Origin of the sequence: Nocardia sp. NPDC005745 (assembly GCF_040630775.1) — a bacterium.
Lineage (GTDB): Bacteria > Actinomycetota > Actinomycetes > Mycobacteriales > Mycobacteriaceae > Nocardia.
The window spans coordinates 45,221-71,572 of sequence record NZ_JBEXYF010000006.1; the positions used below are offsets into that span (position 1 = coordinate 45,221).

Below are 26,352 nucleotides of genomic sequence, written 5' to 3' on the forward strand. Positions count from 1 at the left end.
AGATTGCGCTGCGCGCTTGCCGGATATCCCGTCCGATTCGGTGAGCGGCGCGCCCGCTCCATCCGGTGTGGCGTGCCATCCGGCTGAATCATCCTCTGCTGGAATGGCGTTCGATCGTTCGCAGAGCATGGATAGACTCCCACTCGGTACAGCGCGCCCCGGCAGATACCTGGGCCACGAACTACCGGGCGTGCATGAAACCCGGGGATGCAAAGGAGGCATTCATGCCCGGACCGGAGTTTGCGACTCTGCGTGATCAGGTGGCCGCGCTGCAGGCCGGGACCATCTCGGCCACCGAGCTGCTCGAGCTGACCATCGGGCGGATCGAAAAATTCGACGACAAGGTCAACGCCGTGGTGGTGCGGGATTTCGACCGCGCCCGCGCCGCCGCGAAGCAGGCCGACGCGGCGCTGGCGCGCGGTGAGCAGACGCCACTACTCGGCGTTCCGGTGGCGGTGAAGGAATCCTTCAACGTTGCAGGTCTGCCGACCACGTGGGGATTCTCCGACGCGAAGGATTGGCAGCCCGACGAGGACGCGGCGCTGGTGACGCGGGTCAAGGCCGCAGGAGGGGTCGTCATCGGCAAGACCAATGTGCCGCGGGCTCTGCACGACTGGCAGTCCTACAACGACATCTACGGCACGACAAACAACCCGTGGGACCTGGCGCGCTCGCCCGGCGGGTCATCCGGCGGCTCCTCCGCCGCGGTCGCGGCAGGGTATGTCTCGCTCGCGCTCGGCTCCGACATCGGCGGATCGCTGCGAGTACCAGCGCATTTCTGCGGCATCTTCGCCCACAAGCCGTCACGGACACTGCTGCCGGGTCGCGGAAACACGCCACCCCGCACGCCCGCGTTGCCGGCTCCGCAAGACCTCGCCGTGGTCGGGCCGATGACGCGCAGTGCCGCCGACCTGACACTGGCGACCCTGCTGCTCGCCGGCCCCGACGAGGTGGAGGCGGTCGCATACCAACTCGCGCTGCCACCGCCGCGCAGCGCCGAGTTCGAGAACCTCCGGGTGCTGGTCGTCGACACTCATCCGCTGTTGCCGACATCGACCGTCATCCGCGACGGTTTCGACCGCATCGCTCGAGGGCTCGAAAAGGCCGGTGCCGCGGTCGCCCGGCACAGCGCGCTGCTGCCCGACCTCACCCTGACGGCGCACACCTACCTGACACTGCTGATGTCGCAGTTCGGCGCGGACGCGCCGGTCGAAACCTATCGCACGATCCAGACCGCCGTCGCCGATATTCCACCGAACACCGACACCCCGGAGGCGGTCATCGGCCGAGCGTTCGTGGCCAGCCACAGCGACTGGATCAGGGCGGACCGGGTTCGCATCGGCCTCGCCGACAAGTGGCGACGCCTGTTCGACGAATTCGACGTGGTGCTGTGCCCGATTACGCCGACACCGGCCTTCCCCCACGACCATTCGGACATGAACACCCGCACGATCGAGATCGACGGCACCACATACCCCTACAACTACCACCTCGTTTGGGCGAGTATCGCGACGCTGATCGGGCTACCGTCAACCGCGGCACCGATCGGGCGCTCACCCGAAGGGTTGCCCTACGGCATGCAGATCATCGGCCCCTATCTCGAAGACCGCACCACGTTGCGGTTCGCGGAGTTGATCGAGCAGGAGTTCGGCGGATTCAGCCCACCGCCGGGTTTCGCATAGGGGAGGCGGACACGGCCTGCGAGTCCGTCCAGATGACCGCCGATGATTTTCGAGCGCCTAGGAGGTCTACCAGGTCATGAGGAGATTGATCTACGGATTCGGCGTGTCCCTGGACGGGTACATCAACGACCGCGAGGGCAGCATCGACTGGAGCGACCCGGACGAGGAGTTGCACCAGTTCCACAACGACCGCTACCGCCAGATCGAGGTCTCGCTGCACGGCCGTCGCCTGTACGAGTTGATGGCCGAGTACTGGCCGCATCTGCCCGAGGACGCGTCGCGCATCGAGCGTGAGTTCGGCAGGCTCTGGACGGAGAAGCCGAAGGTCGTCTTCTCCCGGACGCTGGCCGAGGTCCACTGGAACAGCACGCTGGTCAGTGAGAACGCGGTCGAGGAGGTGCGCAGGCTGAAGGCCGGAGGCGATGGCGTGATGGAGGTCGGTGGCGCCGGCCTGGCGGCCTCGCTGATTCCACACGGGCTCATCGACGAGTACCAGCTGTTTCTCTCGCCGGTGGCGCTCGGCGGCGGCACGCCGATGTTCCCCTCGCTGGACAAGCGCATCCGGCTCCGATTGGCCGAGACGAGGCACTTCGACACCGTGGTGATGCTGCGCTATCTCGCCGATTGAGGTCCGTTCGAGCACCGTGAAAGGCTGTGGTCGCGACTCGAGGTGGTCCCCACCCGTAAGCGTGGCGGCTGTCAGCGCTCTTCGGGGCCGTCGTCGCCGGGCGGGTCGAGGCCGATGTGCCGGGCGAGGATGGCCACTTGGTCGGCGAAGTGCCCGATGAATTCGGGGGACTTGGGGTCGGCTCCGCACACGCCGTCGATGATGTGCGGCAGCGTGGTGGTCGCCATCGCGGCGGCCATCAGCATGACCAGCAGGCAGGATGGGTCCAGTTCGGTGGGGAGCCGGCCCGCCGCTTGTAGCGCGCGCAGCTCCTCGACGCTGTCCTGCAGCAGCGTGGCGCGCGAGGCGTGGTCGGGGTCGGTGTCCGGGCCGGCGTATTCCAGGCCGCTCCACGCCAGCAGCCGGACTCCGTCCGGGTTGGCCAGCGCTTCCAGCGCGTGTCTGCGCAGTTGCTCGGGCAGCGGTGTGCCCGGCGGCGTCAGCTCGCGCCGCCGCTGCTGCCACTGCTGCGACATGGCCTGATAGAGGCCTTCTTTGCCGTCGAAGTAGTAAGAGATCAGTTGCTGGTTGACGCCCGCCCGGTCCGCGATCGCGCTGATCCGCGCGCCCGCGTAGCCATGTGCGCCGAACTCGGCCGACGCCGCCTCCAGGATCAACTTGCGGGTGCGCTCGGGATCGCGCTGCCGCTCCTGAGGTTTGGGCGACCTGCGGGGTTTCGATGGCGGCATGCCTGAATCATACATGCATCTAGCGGAGTTAATCAATCAAATGGTTGACACATTCATTTTTCTATATGACCATGGCGTGGTGTCGCGGCGGCGACACGGTCCCGGACAAGGAAGGGCAACGACATGTCAGACACAGAACGGGTGCTTATCGCCGGCGGTGGCGTCGGCGGGTTGGCGCTTGCGCAGGCGTTGCGCCACAGGGGCGTCGATGTCGTCGTGTACGAGCAGGACCCCACGCCGGCAACTCGCAGCCAGGGCTATCGGATCCACATCGACGCGAACGGCAATGCCGCACTGCGATCCTGCCTGTCGGCGGAGACGTTCGACCTGGTCCGCGACACCAGCGGAGCGAACGACGATACGCTCGGCAGCTACACCCACCAGTTGCGCGAGGTGATGACACAGCATTTCCCGGGCGTCACCGACGAGCTGATCACCTGTGTCGATCGCAACGCGTTCCGGCGGGCCCTGCTCACCGGACTGGGCGACGCCGTTCGGTTCGGAAGGACGCTGACCGGCTATCGGGTCACCGAGTCCGGCCGGGTGCAGGTGGAGTTCGCCGAGGGCGGCGTCGACGAGGGTGACCTGCTGGTCGGCGCGGACGGAATCGGCTCGGCCGTGCGCAGGCAACTGCTTCCGCAAGCCGGAGTGAAGGACCTCGGCATCCGCTGTGTGTACGGCCGGATGACGCTCACGGAGGCGACCGAGGCGCTCCTCCCGGAGGTGCTCGAGCACGGTTTCAACTGGGTCGCGGACGAGACCGGGTGCGGTGCCGGGTTCGCGCCGGTGCGGTTCCGCTCCCGGCCGGATGGAGCCGCGGACTACCTGATGGTCACCCTGCTCGCGACGCCCGAACGTCTCGGGGTGTCCGATGAGCAGTTGTTCACCCACCCGCCGCAGCGGCTCTGCGAGATTGCCGCGAAGGCGGTCGGCGACTGGCATCCGCAGCTCATGGAACTGTTCGCACATGCCGACCCGGAAACCTTCTTCCCGATCAAGATGCGCGCCGGCGAGCGCGTCGAGGCGTGGCAGTCCGGCCCGGTCACCCTGCTCGGCGACGCCATCCACACCATGCCGCCGTTCGGTGGCGTCGGCGCGAACACCGCCTTGCAGGACGCCGCCACCCTGGCCGGAGAACTGCTGTCCGCCGCGCGCGGCGAGAAGCCGCTCCTCGAGGCGGTCGCCGCTTATGAGCGCATCATGCTCCCGCACGGCTTCGACACCATCGACAGCTCACTCCAATTGGCGGCCCAGATGTTCGGCGAAACGGGCTATCGAGGCGGCCAGGCTGCCGCCACCCTGCCCTGAATGGCGCGAACATCGCGATACCGGACCTGCGACGCGTCAAAGGCCACCCCACGCCGGGATCCAGCACAACCAAGCCCTTGACGCGCTCATAGGCTGCTCAGAACAGGGTGTCGCGCCCGCGTAGCGGCCGGTCTCCGGTGGGGGCGAGTGCGGCGAGTTCGGCATCGATGGCACCGAAGAAGTTGATGTTCTCGCTGTGCGCGGTTGAGATGTGGGCCAGCACCTCGTCGTCGATGCGGTGGCCTCCACGGCGCATCTGCTCCGCCGTGAGCCGGTAATACTCCGTGGTCCAGGCGATGACAGCATTGGTAGCCAGGGTCAGACAGCAGGCCGCGCCGTCAGGTCGCGCCGTCAGGTCGCGATGCGGGCTTGGATGCCGTCGAGGAGGAACTCGAGGCCGGTGCGGAAGGTTTGGTCGGCATCCAGGTGGGCGGCATCGCGTATGACGGTGGCGAGCGCGGGGAAGCGGCCGGTTGCGAAAGTCCGCTCCAGATAGGGTCCGAAGGCGGCCTGCCACTGCCGCTTGTCCATCCCGGTGGCCCGCTCGGCGCGCCGCTCGGTGATCTCCCGGCGCACAGCGCCGATCACGTATGCATTGACCGCGTCGACCACCGGCATGACGGCGTCCACGTCGATGCCGCCCATCGCGGCCACCACAGCCTCCCCCCTGGCCAGCGCGTGCGGGCCGAGCTGGGGCCGTCCACCGATCAGGTCGGCGAGCCATTCATGCTGGTGAGCGGCTTGGCGGGTGGTTTCGGCGGCGGAGCGCAGCACCTCTCGCCAACCGTCTCCGACCGGCCGGATCTCGGCGTAGATCGCATCGACCATCAGGTCGAGCAATTCGTCCTTGGTGGCGATGTAGCTGTAGAGCCGCATCGGCCCCACGTCCAGTGCGGCGGCGACCTTGCGGAGCGACACCGACGCCAAGCCGTCGGCGTCGGCAAGCCGGATCGCTGCTCGTACGATCCGCTCCCGGCTCAGTGGAGCGGGGACCGGTCGATCCGGCGGCTCCGGCCTCTCCCAGACCAACATGCCGCTGACAATACATCGCCAGGTTCGATACAGTGTATTGGACAATGCAGTGTATCGAAGGAGCGACCATGACCATCACCATCGTCGGAGCCGGACTGGGCGGCCTGATCCTCGCCAGGGTGCTGCAGGTGAACGGCATCGACGCCGTCGTCTACGAACGTGAATCGTCACGCGGCGCGCGTGGCCAGGGCGGCATGCTCGACATCCACTCCGGCCAGCGGGCGCTACGCGAGGCGGGTCTGATCGACGAGTTCTACGCGATCGCCCGTGGTGAAGGCCAGGACATGCGTCTTCTCGAACCGGATGGCACCTTGCTGCTCCAGGAGGACACCCCCGACGATGCCCCGCTCGATCGACCCGAGGTCGACCGCGCCGATCTACGCAATCTGCTGCTGGATTCCCTTCCCGAAGGCATGGTGCGCTGGGGACACGCGTTCGAATCCGCCGACAACGGCCTGCTGCGCTTCGCCGACGGCAGCAGTGTGACGTATGACCTGCTGGTCGGCGCGGATGGCGCGCAGTCCCGGGTTCGCGCGCTGCTCACCGACGCCCGTCCGGCGCATATCGGCCAGAACGTCGTCGAGATCGGCATTCCCGACATCGACCGCACGCACCCCGACCTCGCGGCGATGGTCGGGCGCGGCAACTACTGGGTGCTCGGCAACGGACTATCCCTGTCGGCGCAGCGCAACGGCGACGGACGCGTTCGCATCGGCCTCAGTTTCTACAACACCGCCGAGGACTGGTTCGCTACCAGCGGGATCCCGTTCGACGACCCGGCCGCCGCCAGAGCCCGGCTGATCGACCTGCTCCCCGGCTGGGACACACGGTTCACCGCGCTGATCGCGGCCTGCGACGACACGGTTGTGCCGCGGTCGATCACCGCTCTTCCGGCCGGTCTGACCTGGCCGTCCAGGCCGGACGTCACGCTGCTCGGCGATGCCGCGCATCTGATGCCGCCGGTGGGAGAGGGCGCCAACATGGCGCTGCTCGACGGCGCCCTGCTCGGCCTCGCGCTGGCCGCGCATCCGGACGACATTCCCGCCGCCGTCGAAGAATACGAACGCGAGATGTTCGAACGCACCAGCGCGGCCGCCCAGATGTCCGCGAACATGCAGGAATTGCTGACGTCGCCGGACGCCGCACAGAAGGTGCTGGCGTTCTTCCAACCCGGCTGAAACGTCACACGGCGCGTGAAGTCGACTACCACCGGGGCAGCACGGTGTGGGCCGAACTCGGCGCCCGATGTGGGGGCTGGTGAGGTTCAGCTGTCGGGGCCCGGTGCGGGTGGGTCTTGGCGGGAGAGTTCGGCGTTGAGTTCGAGGGCTTCGGCGAGTTGGTCTTCAAGGACGATGATCCGGCATGCCGCCTCCAGCGGGGTGCCCTGATCGACCAGCGCGCGAGCGCGGGCGGCGATACGCAGTTGGTAGCGGGAGTAGCGGCGGTGCCCGCCTTCGGAACGCTGGGGTGTCAGCAGTTCGGCGGCGTCGAGGCCGCGTAGGAAAGCGGGGGTGACGCCGAGGATTTCCGCGGCTCTGCCCATGCTGTAGGCGGGGTAGTCCTCGTCATCGAGCCTCTCGGCGGCACCGGAAGCGTCGATGGGGTCGGTGGGGTCTGTGTTCGGTTGCTGCACAACACCTCTGGATTCATACGCCGACAGGCCCCGGCGCGTCGTGCGCCGGGGCCCGGGATATCGAGGGGGTTTTCACGTCAATGCCGACGGTCGGCGATAGGGCCGACGTCGGGCACTGCGCCCGGCAACAGGCCGGGACGCGGAATCTGGGAAGAGCTGTTCAGTGACCACCTCCTGGGTTGCCGGTCGGTCTGCGGAATCTCGTCATCCCCTCCGGCGGTCCGGCCGACTGCACCAGGTTCTCTTCTCCGCCGGAGGGGGATGGTCAATCTTGCTTCCGGTGCAGGTCACCTGCCCGGCCAACCAGACTTTCATCTCCAACGACAGCGACTGTATACCAAGCCTCCCAAAATGTCTACATCCTGCGCTGGAGATTTCTTCCTACCCAGACAAGGCTCTTTCTCGGTGTCCGGTCGGCCACTCCCGGCATGTCACCACGGCACTACTCCTGCGTCATCGAAGAAGCCGCCGGTCGGTCCATCGGCGGGCAGGGTCGCGAGGCGCACCGCGATCGCCGCGCCCTGCGCCGGTGTGCGGACGCCTCGAAATCCGTTGAGGTCGGTTGCCGTGAAGCCGGGGCAGGCTGCGTTGATCAGGATGTTGGTGTCGCGCAGTTCCTTCACGTATTGGATGGTGACGGCGTTGAGGAACGTCTTCGACGCCGAGTAGGCCGCGGAGATCGGGCCGGTATCGGCACCGGGAGTGGTCTGCCGGGTGAGGGAGCCGACCGTGCTGGACATGTTCACGATCCGTGGTGATGCCGAGCGCCGCAGCAGCGGCAGCACCGCGTTGGTGACGCGGATAACGCCGATCACGTTGGTTTCCACGGCGGCCCGCACTGTCGCGGGGGAGACGGCGGAGGGCGCCTGCGGCATGCCGCCGGTTATGCCTGCGTTGTTGACGAGCACGTCGAGGCATCCGAAACGGTCCGCGATCAGGTCGGCGGCGGCGGCCACGCTCGCGTCGTCGGTCACGTCGAGCGGTACGCCGAACGCGTCGGCGCCGCCCGCCCGCAGCTTCGCCACGGCGGCTTCGCGGCGCTGTTCATCCCGGGCGCCGACGCCGACACTCCAACCGAGGGCGCCCAAGCCTGCCGCGATCTCGTACCCGATGCCCTTGTTCGCGCCGGTCACCAGCGCGATCGTCTGTTCACTACTCATACGGTCGATCCTGTTCCGAGCCTCGACGGGGCGTCCAACACCGAGTGGGTGGCAAGCGATACCGCTCGGGTATCGACGCTGGTGGGCGGCGGATACCATGGGCATCGTGGAGACGCGGGAACTGCGATACTTCGTCGCCGTCGCTGAGGAGCTGCACTTCGGGCGGGCGGCGCGGCGCCTCGCGATCGCGCAGCCTCCGCTGTCCCGGGCGATCGGGCAGCTCGAACGGCGGCTCGGGGTGGTACTGCTGCGACGAACCAGTCGCGCCGTCACCTTGACCGAGGCCGGGTCGGTGCTCCTCGGGGAGGCCCGGGCGGCGCTGGATGCGGTCGAGGCCGCGGAGCGACGCACCCGGCGCACTGCCCTCGCCGCGACCGGCCGGGCCGGCGTGGTCCTTGCCACGAAGGCGGGAGCGTCCGTCGAACTGCTGTCCAAACTCCTCGACGCCTACGCCGCCGAGCCCGGCGCGGTCACCGTCGATGTGCTCCTGTGCGGGATCGGCGAGCAGGAGCCACTGCTTCGCGACGGACGGGCCGATGTGGCTCTTTTGCACCGGCCGTTCGACGCGACGGCCGGGTTCGACACCGAGGAGCTGTACACCGAGGAGCAGGTCGTGCTCCTGCCGACCGGGCATCCCCTCGCCGATCGGTCCCACGTGCGGATGGCGGAGGTCGCCGCGCTTCCGGGCCTGCCGATGCCGCGCTGGCCCCGGCGAGACGGCACCTACCCCGACGGCCCCGGTCCGCAGGTTCGCGACCATACCCAGCTGCTCCAATTGATCGCCCTCGGAAGGGCTTCGGCGATCATGCCCGAGTCCGTGCGAACCCATCTGCGCGGCGACCACGCCGCTGTGCCGGTACTAGACGCCCCGGCCGTCACGACAGTGATCGCGTGGCCACCGCACAGCCGCTCGAAGGCTGTTGCCGATCTCGTTCGGACTGCTACCCGCCTCTAGCGGCGCACGACGCGCGCATCCAACTTCTGGCCGCCACGGCGTGCGGTGCGACTTTCCGTATTCTCTGGTTGCCGGCCTGATGCGCACCTTCGTACGCGCTCACCGCTTCCGACCGGCTTCCAGTATCGTGCCGACCGCGGCGGTGATATCCAGCTGGGGATCGAGGGCGGCGGCGGCGCGCAACCCGGCCGCGGCCATCTCGAGCATGCAGTCGACCATATGCTCCACGTCGAAGAGTTCGTCGTTCTGCAACCAGTAGACGGTGGCCTCATCGAGGGCGCCGATACTCGACCGCGTCATCATGCGCAGGGCGGGGATCTCCGGGTCGAGGCCGAGCAGTGCGCACCACCTCTCGATGGCGCGCCATCGCCCGGCTTCGAACGCCTCCCCGGTCTCGGCGTCGGTGGTGCGCCCGCTCAGAACCAGGCGCAGCGCCAAGCCGCGGTGCGCGGCGAGATATCGGAAGTGGGCGGCCAATGCGGCCCGGATCTGCTGGGGGGCGGAGAGGTCGGGATCCACCCGCTGTGCTCGGACGATCTTGTCCGAGGCATCGCGCATGGCTTCCAAGTAGATGCCGCGTTTGTTCCCGAAGTAGTGGAAAAGCAGTCCGTGGGCGACACCAGCGGTCTTCGCGATATCGGCGACGGCCACCTCCTCGTAGCTCTGCGCGGAGAACACCTCGACCGCGGCGTCGATGAGCCGCTGCCGGGTCTCGGCGGCTTGCGCCGCCCGCGCCGTGCGCCCTTTCGGTGCTGCCGCGGTCATCGGTACCCCTTCCGTCGACGGCCTGCAGTCCGATAGTGCTGGGTTACCAGGCGAAACACAAGTTGATTTTAAGTCGTTGACATAAAGTCAATCAACGCCGTAGCCTGTGACATGGCACTCATGCGATCCGCCGCATTCCCGCCCCGAGCGAAGCGACCGGCGGTCTTCGTCATCAAGCGGAGCCGCACCTGTTCCGCACCGCCAATGACTGTTCAGTGTTTGAGGAGTTTCGATGCGTAATCGCCTTGCCGCCCCGAGCTATGAGCCCGACCTGTACTCCCGGGCAGCGATTCTCGACCCGTATCCGCACTACGCGCGGTTGCGGGAGTTGGGCCCGGTGGTGTGGCTGACCGGGCAGCGTGCCTACGCGGTGCCTCGTTACGCCGAATGCAAAGCCGTACTGCTGGACGACGAGACCTTCGTCTCCGGCGAGGGCGTCGCGTTGAATCCGGTGGCGAACCGGCTTTCTCGTGGTACGACCCTCAACAGTGACGGCGAGGAACACAGCCGTCGGCGCACGTTACTGGCGCACCGCCTGACACCCAAGGCCCTGCGCACGATGCGGGAAACCATCGACCGGCAGGCAGTGGCGGCGGTCGAGGCAGCGGTGTCGCGCGGTGTGATCGACGGCGTCGAGCTCGCGACCGCACTGCCGATGTCGGTCGTCCCCGATCTGATCGGCTGGCCCCAGCACGGCCGCGAACACCTGCTGCGCTGGGCCGCAGCGACATTCGACTCGCTGGGACCGATCAACGGCCGATCGATCCGGACCGCTGCGGCGAGCGCGCAGATGATGCGCTTCACCCGGCGGCTCGCCCGCGACCGGGACCTGCTGCCCGGCAGTGCGGGTGAAGAGGTCTTGCAGGCTGCCGACGAAGGCAACCTCCCGCGCTCGGAATGTCCGGCGCTGCTGATCGATTACCTCGCGCCGTCGCTGGACACCACGATCGGCGCGATCTCCAGCGCCCTGTATCTCTTCGCTACCCACCCTTCCCAGTGGCAGATGCTGCGGGCGGACCCGACGATGATCCCGAACGCGGTGAACGAGGTGGTGCGCTACGAGTCACCGCTGCGAGCGTTCTCTCGCAAAGCAGTGCGGGAAACCACGGTGTCCGCCACCACGATCCCCAAAGGTGCGCGGGTGGTGGTCGTCTACGCCTCCGCCAACCGCGACCCACAAGAGTGGAAAGACCCGGACAGCTTCGATATCCGCCGCGACGCCACCCGCCAACTCGGCTTCGGGCATGGCACCCACGGCTGCGCCGGGCAGGGCCTGGCCCGGCTGGAAACCCAAGCGATACTTCGCGCGCTGGTCGATCGCGTCGAACGCATCGAGATCGCCGGCGCAGGCGAGTGGGCGATGAACAACATCATCCACCGCTTCGAACACCTTCCCCTCCAACTCGTCCCCGCCTGAAGGACAACCGCGATGAAAATCTCCGTCGACTACACCCGCTGCGAAGGCCACGGCCTGTGCGCCGAACAAGCTCCCGCCGTGTTCAGCCTCGACGACGACGCCGAACTGACCTACCGATTCGAAGGCGCCGACGTTCCCGACGAGCATGTCGCCCTCGTCCGGGCAGCGGCAGACTCTTGCCCGGTAGCCGCTCTGCGAGAACACTCATGAATTCCGCCCGTCTGGATCGTCATCATCGGCCAGTCGATCGATGTGAGCACCGCTCATGTTCGGACGCGGAAGGATCGCTGACTCGACCGAGACGCAGCTCCCGATACGCATGTGAGTAGTCCGCTACGCGGCTGTGCGTTCTGTGCCCGCGCCGATGGGGGTGACTCGTCGACGTTGCTCGCCCCGGGTTCACGTAGTCGGCTACTCGTGCCGTTCGTTCATGGCCTGGGCACGATAGCCAGTGTGAGGTAGCCAGATCCGTCCGCTGTACGTCTGCCGAATGAAGACCCACGCCGCGACCGAGTGATGAAATGGTGCTCATCGACCACAATGCCCCGCATAGGACGTGTTCCCAGCTCACATTGATCGAGGAATTCGCCCTGCACAGCGGTGGCCGCCGGATTTCCGTTCCGCACGCTGCCGAACGGGTGCTGACCTATCTGGCACTGCTGAATCGACCGGTCTCTCGTGGCCGCCTCGCCGGTGCGCTATGGCCGGAATGCGCTGGTCACTGCGCGGCGCAGCGTCTGCGAACCGCTCTGTGGCGCCTGCGCCGCATTCAGGACGCAGTCGTGGAGATCAACGGCGATCGGCTTCGCCTCCATTCGAACGTGGCCGTCGATCTGGCATACCTGACCGAATTGGCGCAGAAACTGGTTCACCAGCCCTGCTCGGAGGACCTGGCACGCGTCCCGCTGCTCCTGCATCGCGCAGCTCTGCTGCCGGACTGGGACGAGGAGTGGGTGGTCATCGACCGGGAACGGTACCGATTGGTCTGGGTCGCGGCGCTGGAAGCGGCGGCCGAGTCGTTGCTGAAGCGCCGACAGGTCGGCGCCGCGCTGATGGCCGCGTCGGCGGTGGTGGCAGCAGAGCCGCTCCGGGAAAGTTCCCGCCGGATCCTGATGCGTATCCATCTCGCGCAGGGCAACAAGATCGACGCCCTCCGGGAATACCAGCGATACCGAGGCCTGTTGTGGGCCGAGTTCGGCACGGATCCGTCGCCGGAATGCGACGAACTCCTCCTTCGCGTCCACGAGTGCGGCGCCGCGCCGATCGAGTCGCTCCCGAATCCCTGAGACCAGGCGCACGGGCGCCGTATCGACGGGTGGCGTGAGCCATCGGGCACTTTGCCGTGCCGGGCCCAACGGTGAAGTGACGGCGATGTGACGCGCATGAGGAACACTCCGCCGTTAGGGAACCTGACCACATCACCCTCTGCTTCCAGGCGGTTGCATCATGAATTTTCGCGAACAAATCCAGGCGGCGTGGTTGAAGCAAATCGAGGCCGCCGCAGAGCGTTACGTCGAGACCGAGACCAAGCGTGAAGACATCGAGCAACGTCGCAAATTGAAGGACAGTCCGGTTGTCGACTCTCCGGAACAGATCAGCGCTCGGGCGCAGCGGCTGGCGACCAGCGGCGAGGTGCCGGTCGAGGCCATGATCGAAGCAGGCAGAACCGAGCCTTCCGACCGGATCACGACGCTCGAGCGAATCATCGGCGCCAGCAATGAACTCCAACCGGTCAACTTCCTTTGCCGCGGCGCTCGCACGGCGGCGACGGTCGCGCGGATCTCGCTGAGTCGTAATGGCCGAGAGATACCTATGGGCACCGGGTTCCTGGTATCGCCCCGGTTGCTCCTGACCAACAATCACGTACTTCCCGATCAGGACACCGCTCGGCAGGTCGTGATCGAGTTCGGCGCCGAGACGACGATCGACAACGATCCCCGCCTTCCCGCGCGGTTCCGTCTCGCCCCCGACTTCTTCGTCACCGATGAGCACCTGGACTTCACCCTCGTGCCGGTCCGTCCAGGCGTCGACGGCACGCCGCCCGGGGATGCTGTCGGCTGGTGGAACCGCCTGATCGTGGACCAGGGAAAGATCGTCATCGGTGAGGCGATGAACATCGTCGGCCACCCGATGGGGAGGCTGAAGGAGATCGGGATCCGCCGAAACCAGCTCGACTTGCAGCTCGATGACTTCTTGCACTATTCGACCGACACCGAACCGGGGAACTCCGGCTCGCCGGTCTTCAACGACCAGTGGGAAGTCGTCGCGCTGCACCACTCGGGGGTACCGCGCACCGACGAGCAAGGCCGGATTCTGCGCCGCGACGGCGCAGTCTGGCACGAGGGCGACGGCGACGATTCGATCGCCTGGACCGCCAACGAGGGGGTGCGCATCAGTGCGATCCTCACGCACCTCGCCGGACTGCAGCGTTCGGCGCGCGACCAGGAACTCCTCACCGAACTCGGTCCCGACGCCGGGCCGGTCACCCGACCCCCAGCGATCGGCCACCGCGTCGCACCTGCCGAGGACCGCACCGAGCTGGTACCTGCGGCGCCGCGTGAGAGCACAGAACTCCGCCATGGGCTCACCGCCCGAGCTGGAGCCTTCGGCGGCACACGTCATCTGCTGTTCCTGCACGGCCGCAGCCAGCATGGCCGGGATCCAGAACTAGTGCGCCGCGAGTGGACCGCCGGACTCAACAAGGGCCTTACCCTCGCCGGGCTCACTCCGCTCGATCCCGCGGATGCGTACTTCCCCTTCTACGGCGACCGCTTGGCAGCTCTGCTGCGGCCCATGGAGGGGGCGGCTCTCGCACCTGAAACCATGGCAATCGATCATGCCCTCGCCATGGCGCCGACCACGCCGCCGGCTCGCCAACTGTACGAACAGATTTTGCGGAACGCTGCCGCGGATGCCGGCATGCCCGACGAGGACGATCTACCGGCCGACCGCATCGAGGTAGAAGGGCTCGGTTCGATCGGAAGCGCGATCGTGAGCAGGCTCCAGCGGCAGCTCAGCTGGCTGGCTGCCCGCACCGATCTGGACGAACTCATCATCGCCCAAGTCTTCCGGGACGTCGCCATGTACCTCGCCGACGAGCAGATCCGGCAAGCGGTACTCGACTGTGTCCTCGAGACCGTCCCCGCTTCGGGACGGCTCACCCTGGTCAGCCACAGTCTCGGCACCGTGGTCGCGATGGATGTGCTCACCCGGCTCCAGCCCCAGCTCGACGTCGCCGTGCTACTCACTCTCGGCAGTCCCCTCGGGCTGGACGCGGTCCACGGCAAACTCCTGGTCCGAGGACCGCACCGGCCGGAGCGTGTCGGCGACTGGCTGAATGCCTGGTCCGCGGTGGATCCCATCACCATCGGCTGCCCGCTGCGCCACATCTGGAAAGGGCAGTTGCGGGAGATTCCCGTCGACAATCCCAAGGAGCGGGCACACAGCATCGCCGAATACCTCGCCCATCCCGCTGTCGCGCAAGCCATTCACAATGGCGTTGCCCCGACGACGGGACCATGACGGAGAGTCCGGCGGCGCCGCAGGCTGCGGTGACGCCTCAGTCCGATGTGCCGGATCGAAACGTGCTCGCCGCCGATCTGTCGGGATGGCCACGACCCCGCGCGGGCGGTCAACGGGACTCCGGATTCCTGGTGAGGGCGACCGCGCCGAGGGCTGCGGCGACCAGCCCGACCGCCAGGGCCAGGAAGCCGCCGACGATCCCGTATCCGGTGCCGGGACCGCCTTCGGCCGCGGCCACGACCAGTCCGCCGATCACCAGGCCGGTCACTCCCGCAGCCAGCGCGGTCATCGCGGCGCGGCGTCCGGTGTGGTGGATGAGGACGCGGCCGCCGGTGACGACCCCGACAAGCCCCACCGCGACACCCACCAGGGACCAGAAACGCCCGGCGGTCAACCCTGAGGCGCCCGACCGGGCAAGGATTTCCGAGGCGGCGAGCACATGAGAAACGGACATGACTTGCTCCTTCTCCAACGACTGGGATGTGGCCCATCCTCTCCGCCGCACCCGCTCGGGTCGTCCTGCGCGCGCAGGCACTTCACGCTGCCGCCGAGGGCGTAGGGAACCAGAGGGAGTACTGCCCGCGCAGTACACGGTGATCATTCCCGTGCACGACGTCCCGACGCGTACATGGGGTTAGGGTGCACCCATGGAACGGCTTCGGGACTGGGCGATCGCCGTGGGCCTCGCGGTATTCCAGCTCGTCTCGGGGTTGTCCGGGCCCGCGGTCGGGTGGGTGCTGCTGGTCGCGGGCGGGCTGTCGTCGGCCGCGAGCCGCCGAGCGCCGGTCGTGGTGCTGGCGGTGACGGGGCTGACCGCATTGGCCTACCAGGCCCTCGGGGTCGACGTGCCGGCGGTCGCGTTCTTGTTCGCCGTGTACGCGGCGTTCCGTGCGGGGCACCGGGTGGCGGCCGTGGCGGGATCGGTGATCATGGTGCTCCTCATGCCCTTCGCATTGCTGATCTCGCCGCGCGGACTGCTCATGGGCGAGGCGTTCGCGGAGACCCGGGGCGTGCTGCAACTGGCGTGGCTGGTCGCCGCGGGCGCGGCGGGTGAAGCGCTGCGGCAGGCCGAGCGGCGGGCCGAGGAGGCCGAGCGCACCCGCGAGGAGACCGCACGGCGGCGGGCCGACGAGGAACGGCTGCACATCGCTCGCGAGTTGCACGACTCGCTGACCCACCAGATCTCGGTGATCAAGGTGCAGGCCGAGGTGGCCGTACACCTGGCCCGCAAGCGCGGCGAGCATGTGCCAGAGGCGCTGCTGGCGATCCTGGCGGCCGGTCGCGAGGCATCACGGGAACTCAGGGCCACCCTGGAGGCCCTGCGTGACGACCGCGCATCGTTGCACGGGCTCGATCACGTGCCGGAGCTGGTGGAAAGGGTCCGCGCGACCGGCCTGGACGCGAGATTGACGGTCGAGGGGCAGCGTGCGGCCCTGCCTGCGGCCGTGGACCGGACCGCCTACCGGATCGTCCAGGAGTCGCTGACCAACATCACCCGGCACGCCGCCGCCGACTCCGCCTCGGTCCATATCGAACACCGTCCCGACGCCCTGGTGATCCGGGTGGACGACGACGGCCGAGCCACACCGGACACCATGCCGGTGCCGGGTGTGGGGCTGCTCGGAATGGGAGAGCGGGTCACCGCCCTCGGCGGCCGGTTACACACGGCGCCCCGCGGCGGGGGCGGTTTCACCGTCTGTGCCGAGCTGCCCGTGGAGCGGGCGCCTTGATCCGCGTCCTGCTGGTCGACGACCAGCCGCTGATCCGCAGCGGTTTCCGTGCACTGCTCGACGTGGAGGACGATATCGAAGTGGTGGCCGAGGCCGCCGACGGCGCGCGGGGCGTCGAGCTGGCCCGCGAACACCTGCCCGACATCGCACTGATGGACATCCAGATGCCTGTCGTAGACGGCATCGAGGCGACCCGGCGCATCGCCGCCGACCCGGCCCTGACCGGGGTGCACGTGGTGATACTGACCAACTACGGCCTGGACGAGCATATCTTCGACGCCCTGCGCGCCGGTGCGGCCGGATTCCTGGTCAAGGACATCCATCCGGAGGACTTCCTGCACGCCGTCCGGGTCGCGGCCCGGGGTGACGCACTGCTCGCGCCGTCGATCACGCGCAAACTGATAAACCGGTACGTCAGCCGGCCACTGGACTCCGGTGTGACTCCCGGTCTGGCCGGGCTGACCAACCGCGAGCGGGAGGTCGTCACGCTTGTTGCCCGGGGCCTGTCGAACGATGAGATCGCCGAGCACTTGGTGATCAGCCCGCTGACCGCCAAGACCCACGTCAACCGGGCGATGACCAAGCTCCACGCCCGCGACCGCGCTCAACTGGTCGTCCTGGCTTACGAATCCGGCTTGGTGACCCCGCGCCGAGCCTGACCTCCACCTCGCTTCGCTCGGCCGTCCGCTCAGCCCATGCCTCGAAGCCATCGCTGCTCGGGGGCCGCATCCCGCCTGACGTTGCGACCGCAGGCGTTCGGTTCACCCGGCCGTCCAGGGCTGCAATTTCTCCGGATTCCGGATCGCCCAGATGCGGGTGATCCGGCCGTCGGCGATGTCGAAAGCGTAGACCGTGACGATGGTGTCGTCGAACCGTGCCACCAGGCCGGGCTGGCCGTTCACCGTGCGCTCCAGCAGGGTCACCGCAGGGCCGTGGGCGGCGATTTCCATCCAGGCGCGGGCGATCTCTTCGCTGCCGTGGATCGGGTCGAGGAAGGCCAATGCCAGGCCGCCGCCGTCGGCCGTCGCGGTCGCCTGTGGATCGAGCAGCCCGATCAGGGCCTCGATATCCCCTGTCTCCCAAGCTCGTTTGAAATCCCGGACCACCTCGGCGCGCTCGGTGCTCGACGGACCGCGCGTGGTATCGATGCGGCGGCGAGCGCTGGAGGCGAGCTGGCGACAGGCCGCGGGAGTGCGCCCGACGACCTCGGCGACCTCGGCGAAGGAGTAGCGGAAGACGTCGTGCAGAACGAACGCCACGCGCTCGGCCGGAGTCATGGAATCCAGGACGACGAGAAAGGCCATGCTGATCGACTCGTCGAGGGTGACGCGGTCAGCGGGATCGACGGAGTCGGGACCATCGAGCCATTCGGACCGGCCGGGTACCGGCTCCGGAATCCATTCGCCCACATAGCGTTCCCGCCTAGCGCGCGCCGAGCCGAGTAGATCGAGGCAGATCCGGCTGGCAACCGTCGTCAACCACGCACCGGGCGCCTCCACCTTCCCGCGCTGCGCCTCCGGCAGCGTGTACCAGCGCGCGTAGGTCTCCTGCACCACATCTTCGGCCTCGGCCAGGGAGCCGAGCAGGCGGTAGGCGAGGTTGATCAGCTGTCGGCGTTCACTGATCACCGCGCGCAGGTGCGGGTCGGTCATGGTCGTCTCCTTCGGTATGTGCGTCCTCACCGAAATCGACGAATCAGCGAACCGGTTTGTGAGGCGGCCTGACATTCCGGACGGCTGCGTCGTCGGAAGGTTGTGACACCTTCAGCAGAGCAGGAGTTCCGGAAATGACCAGAATCGGGATTATCCTCGGCAGTACCCGCCCCAACCGCAACGGCTCGCAGGTCGCCCGGTGGGTTTTGGAAGCGGCATCGCAGCGTGGCGACGCGGAGTTCGAATTGATCGATCTGCGCGACCACCCGCTACCGCATCTGGACGAACCGGTGGCGCCGATGTTCGGCCCGTCGAGCAACGCGCATACCCGCGCCTGGGCCGAGCGGATCGCCCCGTTCGACGGCTTCGTGGTGGTGACCCCGGAGTACAACGGCGGGGTCCCCGGAGTGCTGAAGAACGCCTTCGACCACCTGTTCGCGGAGTGGACCGACAAGGCGGTCGGATTCGTCTCGTACGGCGCGGGCGGTGGCGCCCGCGCGGTGGTGCAGTTGCGGACGGTCTGCGGCACGCTGGGCATGGCCGACGTGGGCTATCAGGTCACCATTTCGGTGCTCACCGATTTCGAGAACTACACCACCTTCGCACCGCGCGACCACCACGCCGACGCGCTCGACAAGACGCTGGATCAGCTCATCGCCTGGAGCACCGCATTGGCGCCGCTGCGGACCGGCACCGAAATCACTCTCTTGAATTCCTGAGGAGCCGATTATGACCGGAATCAACAACTTTCAGTCAGCTGACACCGAGGCGGATGAGGTCGAGCTTCGCCGAACAATCGACAAGGTGGTCGAAGGACTGCGAGTCAAGGATCTCGAGGTCTTGAAGCAGCTGTACACGCCCGACGTCGTGTCCTTCGATGTCGAGCCGCCGCTCCAGCATGTCGGGATAGCGGCGAAACTCGAGAACTGGGCGAAGGTGTTCCTGTTCTTCGAGAGTGTGACCTATGAGGTCCGCGACCTGACGTTCACCGTAGGCGGGGATGTGGCATTCGGGCACGCCTTCGCTCGGCTCAGCGGCACGCTGAAGAACGGAGCGGCGACCAGCGGTATGTGGGTCCGGGTCACGTACGGCATGCGGAAGATCGACGACACCTGGCGGATCGTTCACGACCAGGTCTCGGTACCGCTCGACATCTCCAGCGGCAAAGGCGTAGTCGACCTCGAGCCCTGACGGGTCGCAGAAACGTTGTCGAGAACCTGACGCATCGCTCGAGACATTGTGATGCCGATGTCCGGTCGCATCGAAGGCCCGGGGCCGCCCACTACAGCGGCCCTGGGCCTCGCCCGACGCCTTGCTTCTTCTGGTCGGCCCACGCAGCCGGCGGTGTCGATCGTCGAGTCTGCCCGCCGCGGCCAGTGGCGTCGCCCGAACCGACGGCCTCCACGGAGAGCCCGCGTGGCGGATGCCGGATCGGACGGCAGGGTGCCGGCGGGTGATCGGATGACGTAGCCCCAGGTGATGCGCGGAGCAGACAGCGCAACCTATTCGATCGCTTTGGAGATGATGTCGTCGGCGAGGGGAGCGACCGCCGCGATGATCTCGGCCGTAATAGCCGGGGGAGTACCAGCTGCTTGGAGGGACTGGGTCAGATGTTCGGCGACGCGGTCGAAGTGGTGCCGGGTTATGCCTCGACCTTGGTGGACCTGCTTCATCCGCGGCCCGGTGTATGGCGTCGGTCCGCCCAGGGCGGCGGCGAAGAACTCGACTTGGCGGCCCTTCACTCGCGGCATGTTGACGCCGGTGAAGAATGGCGCCAGTTCCTCGTCGGCCAGGATGCGGGCGTAGAGGTCTTCTACGACGATTTCGAGGGCAGCGTGGCCCCCGGCCCGGGCGTACAGGGTGCGGTCGTAGGGCGTGGCCGACGTTGTGTCCACGGTGGGCTCCTCGGATTGCGGGCGATCAGTCGTGCGTTCGGGGACGGCGACTCGGCATGTCGGCAATGACGACGGATTCGGAGCTGACGAACGGTGGGGGCCGGTCCGGGTGACATCTCGCTGAATCCGCTGACAACTCGAAGATTCCGTAACACCTTCGGTTCTGATGTCGCCGCTCACGCCAACCTCCGTACTCGCTCGGCGCCACGGGGTCGCGCACCAGAGCGCCGCCCTGCTCGCTTCGCCGCACTCGACGCCGCCGAGCTATGTTAATGGCTATTCCGCAGAAAGTCGACTGTCGCTGATGTCGGTCGCCTGGTGCGGCACTCGATTGAATGCGTAGAAGAGTGCAGTTAGAACGATATAAAGTGCATGACTCGACATGCATCCGGAGGCGGTGTTCCGGCGAGTAAGTTACTTACTATGATGTTGGCAACACGCGTGCTGCGGTCGACGAGATCGCGATGCGGAACAGCAGGGTGATACCCGCCGCCGGTCGGACTCGGCGGGACCGCGGCGCAGGGTGCCGCGCCTTTCAATTCCGACCTCCGGCCTCGCCGCGCGAAGTCCTCGACGCTCGGTACCCGCGACTGGCCATGGCGGCGCGGACTCGGACCGCGGTGTGGCGAAGTGACTCGGCTCCGTGGGCGGTGGCGACGGACCTGCGGTCGCCGCGTGGACTGCGGAGGACCGTAACGCCCCGGCATCGGGGCCGCGCGATCGGCCGTCCGCGTGGTGCTCGCTCGGTAGGCTCGCGCGTGGTATCGGCAGACGATATCGGGAGGCGAGCGCCGATGGCGGAAACGGATCGCTGGTCATGGCGGCGTGCCCTCGGTACGGACGGCCCGGCGGCAGCGATCTGTATCCGGTTGGCGGTGGGGCTGGTGTTCCTCGGTGAGGGGATCCAGAAGTTCCTCTATCCGGACAAATTGGGCCCCGGCCGGTTCGAAAAGGTCGGTATCCCTGCGGCGACCTTCTTAGCGAACCTCGACGGCGTCGTCGAGATCCTCTGCGGCCTCTTGATCGTCATCGGACTGCTGACCCGCTTCGCCACGCTGCCGTTGCTGGTCGATATCGTCCTGGCGATCGTGCTGACCAAGTTGCGTGAGCTGCGCCCGGGCGGGTTCCAAGGAGTGGAAGGCATCTGGGGGATGGCCCACGACGCACGCACAGATATCGCGATGCTGCTCGGGCTGATCTACCTGCTGTGGGCCGGGCCCGGCCGCTGGTCACTGGATGCCCGGCTCACACGGCCGGAACCACCAGGACGCCGACGATCGAACCGGTGATTCCGAGGCATAGTCCCTCGCCGGGTCCCGCAACCTTGCCTCAACGAAGCAAGGTGATCATGACAGGATCTTGATCATGCCCATTTCCACCAGTTCGTTCGACCATGTTCGCTTGACAGTGACCGACATCGAGAAATCCCGGGCCTTCTATGACGCCGTCTTCGGATGGCCGATCGCGTGGGAGTGTCCTGCGGACGCGGACGAAGCCACCCGTGCGCGATTCGGGTTCCTCTTCGGCGGTGTGATCTACCAGATGGGCGACGCACTGCTCGGGCTTCGCCCGGTCGCCAGCGACGAGTTCGACGAAGATCGAGTAGGACTCGACCATCTCGCCTTCGCCCTCGCCACTCGGTCGGATCTCGATTCGGCGGCCGCCTTGCTCGACGAACTCGGCATCGCGCACGAGGGGGTGAAAGATCTCGGTGCCATGTACATTCTGGAATTCCGCGATCCGGACAACATCGCGCTGGAGTTGGTCGTACGCAAGCAGTGATCGCCCCTTTCCCGGAAAGCCTCGGCCCGGCCATCCGCGGTGGCACATATGGCGCATGGAAGTCGTCTTGGTCCGAGCCGTCTCAACAGGTGGCGGGGACCGTGTCGCTCGCGAGCCGGAACTCGAACCGGATCGCGCCCGGACTCTGCGCGGGCAGGACGATGGCCGCGCCGCGCCCGCGCCACCGCCGATTCCGGACCCGACTCCGGCCGCACAGTCCTCACCACTCCGAATCCGACTAACACACAGAGCAATTCGGTGAAGACCGTTAGCCTGGTCGGGATTTGCGTGCTGTGGTGACGATCGTGGGCACGATGGCCAGTGCCAGAATGCCGCAGCCGATGGCCAGCGTGGGGTAATCGGCAGCGGCGACGACCAGTCCCGATGTCATGCCACCGGTGGCGCCGGCGATGGCGATGGTGACGTCGAGGATGCCTTGCGTTCTGGCGCGGGTCGCCAGCGGCACGGTCTCGGTGATGATCGCCGTGCCCGCGACGAGGCCGAAGTTCCAGCCGAGCCCGAGCAACGTGAGTGCGGCCGTCAACAGGGTGACGGAGTCGTCGGGGGCACACGCGGCGACTGTTCCGGCGCCGAGCAGAGTCGGCCCCGAGGCCGCTGCGATGGTGAAGTGGCCGAAGCGATCTACGAGCCAACCCGTCAGCGGCGATGGCAAGTACATCGCGCCGATATGAATGGAGATGACCAGACCGGCGGCGGTGGTGCTGTGGCCGTGGTCGCGCATGTGGACGGGTGTCATTGTCATGACCGCCACCATCACGAACTGAGTGAGCACCATGACAACTACGCCGACCCACACGCCGGGGCCGCGCTTTTCGACCGCAGGACGCGCCGGAATGTCGGCATCATCAGGCGTCGTGACGACCCGGTCGGCCTCGCGTGTGCGCGCGAGTAGCAGCGGGTCGGGGCGCAGCCAGATGGCCAGTACCACTGCCGCCGACGCGTATGCGGCGCCGGCGAGCAGGAACGGTCCGGCCAGGTGGGGGATGCCGAGTTGGTGTGCCAGATCGCTGGTCGGCGTGGTGAGGTTGGGGCCGGCCACGCCGCCGAGTGTCGTTGCCACCAGCACGGTGGACACGGCACGGGCGCGGTGGGCGGAGTCGGCCAGATCGGCTCCGGCATACCGGGCCTGCAGATTGGTGGAGGTCCCGGCGCCGTAGACGAACAGCGCGGCGAACAGCAGGATCGGATTGTCCGCGACAGCGGCGGCGATAATTCCGACGCTGCCGATGGCGCCGGCCAGATAGCCGGCGACCAGGCCGGTGCGGCGGCCGCGGGCTTGCGAGATTCGTCCGACGGTAACGGCCGCCAGCGCGGAGCCCGCGGTGCCGAGCGCACTGGGCAGACCGGCGAGGCCGGTCGAGCCGAGCATGTCCTGCGCCAGCAGTGCACCGACGGTCAGGCCCGCCGCCAGTCCCGCTCCGCTGAGGGCCTGCGCGGCGACGAGGACGAACAGGGTGCGACGCTGCGCCCGGGAGCCGGGGGCATCGCCGATGTGGGCAGGTACCGAAGTCGTCACGACGGACTCAGCCCCTCGCGCCGAAATCGAGGCGGTCGCGGAGTCCGGCGGCGGTGAAGGCGGCGACCAATTCGGCCCGGCCTTCGGTGAAGTGGGCCCAACCCTCGTAATGAACGGGAACAATCCGACGGGCACAAAGGATCTCGGCGGCCGTGGCGGTCTGGGCACTGTCGAGAACGATCGGCAGGCCGTCGAAGAGGACGGAGAAGCGGGGCGCTCCAGCGAAGAGGATGGCTGTGTCCACCGGCGCGAAACGCTCGGCGATCTGCTCGACCGCGGTGAGTGAGGCGTTGTCGCCGCTGACATAGATGGTGGGCAGGCCTTCCCCGGTCAGCACGAATCCGACGACCTGGCCGGTGATCGGTTCGACCTCCTCGCGTATGCCCGGCCCGTGGATCGCAGGCACAGCGGTGACCGTGATGGTGCCGCCACCGGGGCGATCCAGCTCGATCGACTCCCAGTCGAGCAGGCCTTTGGCAGCATTCCCGAGGCGTTGCCCGCCACCCGGCGTGGTGAGGGTGAGCGGCACGTCGGCGAGCAGTGCGCGGCCGGAGTCGTCGAGATTGTCGGGGTGCTCATCGTGCGAGAGCAGAACCACGTCGACGCGACCGAGGTCGGCCGGGGCGGCGGCGGCCGACGCGGTCTTGGTCAGCAGGCCGCCGGGCTGTGGGAAGTCGCGGGGCGCGTCGAAGGTCGGGTCGGTGAGGAATCGCAGCCCGCCGTACTCGAACAGGGCGGTCGGCCCGCCGAAGATACGCACGCAGACATGCTGGTCGGTGGGGCTTGTAGGGGATGCCACGACGAACTCCTCACGGATGAAATCCAATATATCCGTGAGGATGGTAGGTCGTTCTCACGGATAAAAGCAACTTGTAACATGAGAGTTGTGGAAGAAGACGTGCGAGAGATCTCGACCGGCGGGCCCGCCTTGCCGTCCGCACCAGGCGCCGAGCAGTACCTCGCCCTCGATTTCGCCGACAGCGCCTATGCGCTCCCCGGGGGGCACTTCATCGACCTGCTCGGCACTCCGGCATCGACGAATCGGTGGCTCGCCGAACGCGGCCTCGCCCCCGCCGATGCGGGAGTGCAGGAAATGTGCGCGACGCAGCTGCGCGTACTACGCGAACACATCAGGGCATTGTTCGCTGCCCGCGTCGCGCGCCGGCCCGCACTACCGGCAGCACTGGCCGCCGTCAACGACGCGCTGAGCAGAACCCCGACCGCCCCCCTGCTGAAATGGGATGAAACGAACGGCCCCTACCGCGCCGCGGTGTGTCCACCCGACGAGATCCTCGACCGCGCGCTCGCAACGCTCGCCGCAGACGCCGCCGACCTGCTCACCAGTTCCGACGCCGAGTTCCTGACCACTTGCGACTCCACGCCGTGCAACCGCTACCTGATCCGCCACGGCCGCCGTCACTGGTGCTCCACGCGCTGCGGCGACCGCGCTCGCGCAGCCCGCGCCTACGCCCGCGCCAAAGCGAACTGAGTGTGCCGCCGATCTCCCGAGCATTCGGCACCACGAACTCCGACAACCCCGGGTAGGAGGCACAGAGCGATAACCTCCCTGCGGCCAGGACCGTTCGCACATCGGCATGCGCGTGCGCGCCCCATAGGGTGGTAGCCGACGGTCCGGTCCGTCGAGAGGAGTTGCCGATGGATGCCGAACACTTCCTGCCGTTCCGCAAGAGCGCGGTGATCTCTTTGTGCGCCGACGAGCTTCCCGACGCGGAACGCGAATCGTTCGCCGAGTTCGCGCGGCTGCTGGCGGCAATGGTGCATCACGAGTTGCATGTGCGTGGTGAGACGGTGCTCGACGCCTATCACCTGGTCGACCCCGCGGAGGATGAGCGAGCCGTCCGTGCCGCTACTCCCGAGGACCGGGCGGCGGCACGGGAGCGGGTAGAAGCCGAGCTGGTCGCACTGGCCGAGGCAGCGGATTTCACGCGCATCGATGCCGCTGAGATCGAGCGCGCGTTCGCCGAGCACTCCCTGGTGAAAGTGCGGTTGGAGCTCGACGAGGAGGACATCGATACCGCGATGTTCTTCCGGCGCGGGGTCTCACAGCGCACCGAACAAGTTCGGTGGTTGTTCGGGTTACGGCGGCGCAGCGTCGAATTCACCAGTTACGGCAAGGTTCTCGTTTACATCGCGTTCGCCGAGCGGCCGGAGGAGGTCGCGGATCGCCCCAACGGCGGTGTGCTGCTGAAGCTGTTCGGGAACGTCCCGAGAAACGACCTCGAGATGCTGTATCCGATCGTTCGGATCCGAATGCGACCACTGGACAAGCTGCTGATCGGCGTGCCCGCGGTGGTCTCCGGAATTATCGTAGTCGTCACGAAACTGGTGGCTTCGCTGGGGCCGCTGGTTCTCTTGCTGGCGTTCTGGCTCGGGCTGCGCGAGGAATCCGTACGGTTGGATCAGGCCACGCTGCTCACCCTGGGCGCCGGTGTGGCGGCCTTCGGCGGTTACCTGGTGCGCCAGTTCTCCAAGTTCAAGAACCGCAAGATCAAGCTGATGAAGACGCTGTCGGAACACCTCTACTTCCGCAATCTCGACAACGACGCGGGAGTGTTCCACCATCTGCTCGGCGCTGCCGAGGAATCGGAGGTGAAGGAGGCCGTCCTCGCCTACCACTTCCTGCGCACCGCCGACCGTCCGCTCACCGCAGCCGAACTCGATCAGCGGGTGGAAGAGTGGTTCCGTCGGCGATGGGAGGCAACCTTCGACTTTCGGATCGGCGACGGGATCAGCAGGCTCCGGAAGTGGGAACTGCTCGTCGATGACGAGCACGGCGCACTGGAGGTGGTGCCGCTGACGGAGGCGAGACATCGGCTGGATCGTCACTGGGACAACCTGTTTCGAATCCAGCCCGAGACGGGCGACACCGCGGCTGCACGGCGAATCGGGGTCACCGCCGGCTGAG

The 26,352-nt window shown here is 67.3% G+C and carries 27 protein-coding genes and 1 pseudogene; 17 read left to right on the forward strand and 11 right to left on the reverse strand.

All coding sequences use genetic code 11. The features are described from left to right. Positions 1–224 precede the first annotated feature (224 nt). Together ABZ420_RS08445 and ABZ420_RS08450 are read left to right on the forward strand one after the other, a co-directional pair. A complete protein-coding gene (locus ABZ420_RS08445; protein ID WP_357118870.1) occupies positions 225–1,682 on the forward strand; it encodes an amidase in 1,458 nt (485 codons plus the stop codon). A 76-nt stretch (positions 1,683–1,758) separates the two neighbouring features. Continuing rightward, a complete protein-coding gene (locus ABZ420_RS08450; protein WP_357118873.1) occupies positions 1,759–2,310 on the forward strand; it encodes a dihydrofolate reductase family protein in 552 nt (183 codons plus the stop codon). A 71-nt stretch (positions 2,311–2,381) separates the two neighbouring features. On the opposite strand, the gene ABZ420_RS08455 is transcribed toward ABZ420_RS08450, so the two are convergent. After that, the gene (locus ABZ420_RS08455) at positions 2,382–3,038 is read right to left on the reverse strand and encodes a TetR/AcrR family transcriptional regulator (protein WP_357118876.1); all 657 of its coding nucleotides are present in this window, start codon (positions 3,036–3,038) and stop codon (positions 2,382–2,384) included. 123 nt (positions 3,039–3,161) lie between these two features. Between ABZ420_RS08455 and ABZ420_RS08460 the strand changes: the two genes are divergently transcribed. Then, positions 3,162–4,346 carry an NAD(P)/FAD-dependent oxidoreductase gene (locus ABZ420_RS08460; protein WP_357118879.1) on the forward strand — a complete coding sequence of 395 codons (1,185 nt, stop codon included), beginning with the start codon at positions 3,162–3,164 and terminating at the stop codon, positions 4,344–4,346. A 97-nt stretch (positions 4,347–4,443) separates the two neighbouring features. Here ABZ420_RS08460 and ABZ420_RS08465 read toward each other — a convergent pair. Both ABZ420_RS08465 and ABZ420_RS08470 read right to left on the reverse strand, forming a co-directional pair. Further along, positions 4,444–4,677, reverse strand: a pseudogene (locus ABZ420_RS08465) (Tn3 family transposase); the annotation flags it as partial. Between the two features lie 20 nt (positions 4,678–4,697). Then, positions 4,698–5,378, reverse strand: a complete 681-nt coding sequence (locus tag ABZ420_RS08470) for a TetR/AcrR family transcriptional regulator (protein WP_357118882.1) — start codon at positions 5,376–5,378, stop codon at positions 4,698–4,700. A gap of 68 nt (positions 5,379–5,446) precedes the next feature. On the opposite strand from ABZ420_RS08470, the gene ABZ420_RS08475 reads away from it, so the two are divergent. Next, the gene (locus ABZ420_RS08475) at positions 5,447–6,556 is read left to right on the forward strand and encodes an NAD(P)/FAD-dependent oxidoreductase (protein WP_357118885.1); all 1,110 of its coding nucleotides are present in this window, start codon (positions 5,447–5,449) and stop codon (positions 6,554–6,556) included. An 86-nt stretch (positions 6,557–6,642) separates the two neighbouring features. Here the strand turns inward: ABZ420_RS08475 and ABZ420_RS08480 are convergent, their stop codons facing one another. Both ABZ420_RS08480 and ABZ420_RS08485 read right to left on the reverse strand, forming a co-directional pair. Beyond that, complete coding sequence (locus ABZ420_RS08480; protein WP_357119424.1) at positions 6,643–6,921, reverse strand: MerR family transcriptional regulator; 279 nt, start codon at positions 6,919–6,921, stop codon at positions 6,643–6,645. Between the two features lie 521 nt (positions 6,922–7,442). Beyond that, positions 7,443–8,171 (reverse strand): SDR family NAD(P)-dependent oxidoreductase, encoded by a 729-nt coding sequence (locus ABZ420_RS08485; RefSeq protein WP_357118888.1) that lies wholly within the window; start codon positions 8,169–8,171, stop codon positions 7,443–7,445. 106 nt (positions 8,172–8,277) lie between these two features. Here ABZ420_RS08485 and ABZ420_RS08490 point away from each other — a divergent pair, with 106 nt between their 5' ends. Continuing rightward, positions 8,278–9,126: a LysR family transcriptional regulator gene (locus tag ABZ420_RS08490; RefSeq protein ID WP_357118891.1), complete on the forward strand. Its 849-nt coding sequence runs from the start codon at positions 8,278–8,280 to the stop codon at positions 9,124–9,126. Positions 9,127–9,225: 99 nt separating this feature from the next. On the opposite strand, the gene ABZ420_RS08495 is transcribed toward ABZ420_RS08490, so the two are convergent. Next, positions 9,226–9,891 carry a TetR family transcriptional regulator gene (locus ABZ420_RS08495; protein ID WP_357118894.1) on the reverse strand — a complete coding sequence of 222 codons (666 nt, stop codon included), beginning with the start codon at positions 9,889–9,891 and terminating at the stop codon, positions 9,226–9,228. A 232-nt stretch (positions 9,892–10,123) separates the two neighbouring features. Between ABZ420_RS08495 and ABZ420_RS08500 the strand changes: the two genes are divergently transcribed. The 4 genes from ABZ420_RS08500 (at position 10,124) to ABZ420_RS08515 (ending at position 14,830) form a co-directional block, all read left to right on the forward strand. Further along, positions 10,124–11,308, forward strand: coding sequence for a cytochrome P450 (locus ABZ420_RS08500; RefSeq protein ID WP_357118897.1), 1,185 nt, complete (start codon positions 10,124–10,126; stop codon positions 11,306–11,308). A 12-nt stretch (positions 11,309–11,320) separates the two neighbouring features. Further along, entirely contained in the window at positions 11,321–11,518 is a 198-nt protein-coding gene (locus tag ABZ420_RS08505; RefSeq protein ID WP_357118900.1) for a ferredoxin, read from the forward strand. Between the two features lie 362 nt (positions 11,519–11,880). Then, complete coding sequence (locus ABZ420_RS08510) at positions 11,881–12,594, forward strand: BTAD domain-containing putative transcriptional regulator (RefSeq protein WP_357118903.1); 714 nt, start codon at positions 11,881–11,883, stop codon at positions 12,592–12,594. A 193-nt stretch (positions 12,595–12,787) separates the two neighbouring features. After that, positions 12,788–14,830 carry a serine protease gene (locus ABZ420_RS08515; protein ID WP_357118906.1) on the forward strand — a complete coding sequence of 681 codons (2,043 nt, stop codon included), beginning with the start codon at positions 12,788–12,790 and terminating at the stop codon, positions 14,828–14,830. Positions 14,831–14,939: 109 nt separating this feature from the next. On the opposite strand, the gene ABZ420_RS08520 is transcribed toward ABZ420_RS08515, so the two are convergent. Then, positions 14,940–15,284 carry a DUF6223 family protein gene (locus ABZ420_RS08520; protein WP_357118909.1) on the reverse strand — a complete coding sequence of 115 codons (345 nt, stop codon included), beginning with the start codon at positions 15,282–15,284 and terminating at the stop codon, positions 14,940–14,942. Between the two features lie 193 nt (positions 15,285–15,477). Here ABZ420_RS08520 and ABZ420_RS08525 point away from each other — a divergent pair, with 193 nt between their 5' ends. Then, entirely contained in the window at positions 15,478–16,560 is a 1,083-nt protein-coding gene (locus ABZ420_RS08525; RefSeq protein WP_357118912.1) for a histidine kinase, read from the forward strand. Then, positions 16,557–17,219 carry a response regulator transcription factor gene (locus tag ABZ420_RS08530; RefSeq protein ID WP_357118915.1) on the forward strand — a complete coding sequence of 221 codons (663 nt, stop codon included), beginning with the start codon at positions 16,557–16,559 and terminating at the stop codon, positions 17,217–17,219. Before ABZ420_RS08525 ends, ABZ420_RS08530 begins: the two co-directional genes overlap by 4 nt. A 102-nt stretch (positions 17,220–17,321) precedes the next feature. Here the strand turns inward: ABZ420_RS08530 and sigJ are convergent, their stop codons facing one another. After that, complete coding sequence (gene sigJ, locus ABZ420_RS08535; RefSeq protein ID WP_357118918.1) at positions 17,322–18,212, reverse strand: RNA polymerase sigma factor SigJ; 891 nt, start codon at positions 18,210–18,212, stop codon at positions 17,322–17,324. A 134-nt stretch (positions 18,213–18,346) separates the two neighbouring features. On the opposite strand from sigJ, the gene ABZ420_RS08540 reads away from it, so the two are divergent. Continuing rightward, a complete protein-coding gene (locus tag ABZ420_RS08540) occupies positions 18,347–18,931 on the forward strand; it encodes an NAD(P)H-dependent oxidoreductase (protein ID WP_357118921.1) in 585 nt (194 codons plus the stop codon). 10 nt (positions 18,932–18,941) lie between these two features. After that, on the forward strand, positions 18,942–19,403 hold the full coding sequence (locus ABZ420_RS08545) for a nuclear transport factor 2 family protein (protein ID WP_357118924.1): 462 nt from the start codon (positions 18,942–18,944) through the stop codon (positions 19,401–19,403). 311 nt (positions 19,404–19,714) lie between these two features. Here the strand turns inward: ABZ420_RS08545 and ABZ420_RS08550 are convergent, their stop codons facing one another. Then, complete coding sequence (locus ABZ420_RS08550) at positions 19,715–20,107, reverse strand: group 1 truncated hemoglobin (protein WP_357118927.1); 393 nt, start codon at positions 20,105–20,107, stop codon at positions 19,715–19,717. Between the two features lie 794 nt (positions 20,108–20,901). Between ABZ420_RS08550 and ABZ420_RS08555 the strand changes: the two genes are divergently transcribed. Both ABZ420_RS08555 and ABZ420_RS08560 read left to right on the forward strand, forming a co-directional pair. Then, a complete protein-coding gene (locus ABZ420_RS08555; RefSeq protein WP_357118930.1) occupies positions 20,902–21,396 on the forward strand; it encodes a DoxX family protein in 495 nt (164 codons plus the stop codon). A gap of 76 nt (positions 21,397–21,472) precedes the next feature. Then, positions 21,473–21,889, forward strand: coding sequence for a VOC family protein (locus ABZ420_RS08560; RefSeq protein ID WP_357118933.1), 417 nt, complete (start codon positions 21,473–21,475; stop codon positions 21,887–21,889). 268 nt (positions 21,890–22,157) lie between these two features. Here the strand turns inward: ABZ420_RS08560 and ABZ420_RS08565 are convergent, their stop codons facing one another. Continuing rightward, a complete protein-coding gene (locus ABZ420_RS08565) occupies positions 22,158–23,426 on the reverse strand; it encodes an MFS transporter (RefSeq protein WP_357118936.1) in 1,269 nt (422 codons plus the stop codon). 7 nt (positions 23,427–23,433) lie between these two features. After that, entirely contained in the window at positions 23,434–24,225 is a 792-nt protein-coding gene (locus ABZ420_RS08570; RefSeq protein WP_357118939.1) for an MBL fold metallo-hydrolase, read from the reverse strand. 87 nt (positions 24,226–24,312) lie between these two features. On the opposite strand from ABZ420_RS08570, the gene ABZ420_RS08575 reads away from it, so the two are divergent. Further along, complete coding sequence (locus ABZ420_RS08575; protein ID WP_357118942.1) at positions 24,313–24,915, forward strand: ABATE domain-containing protein; 603 nt, start codon at positions 24,313–24,315, stop codon at positions 24,913–24,915. Positions 24,916–25,082: 167 nt separating this feature from the next. Continuing rightward, positions 25,083–26,351, forward strand: coding sequence for a TMEM143 family protein (locus ABZ420_RS08580; RefSeq protein ID WP_357118945.1), 1,269 nt, complete (start codon positions 25,083–25,085; stop codon positions 26,349–26,351). Position 26,352 lies beyond the last annotated feature (1 nt).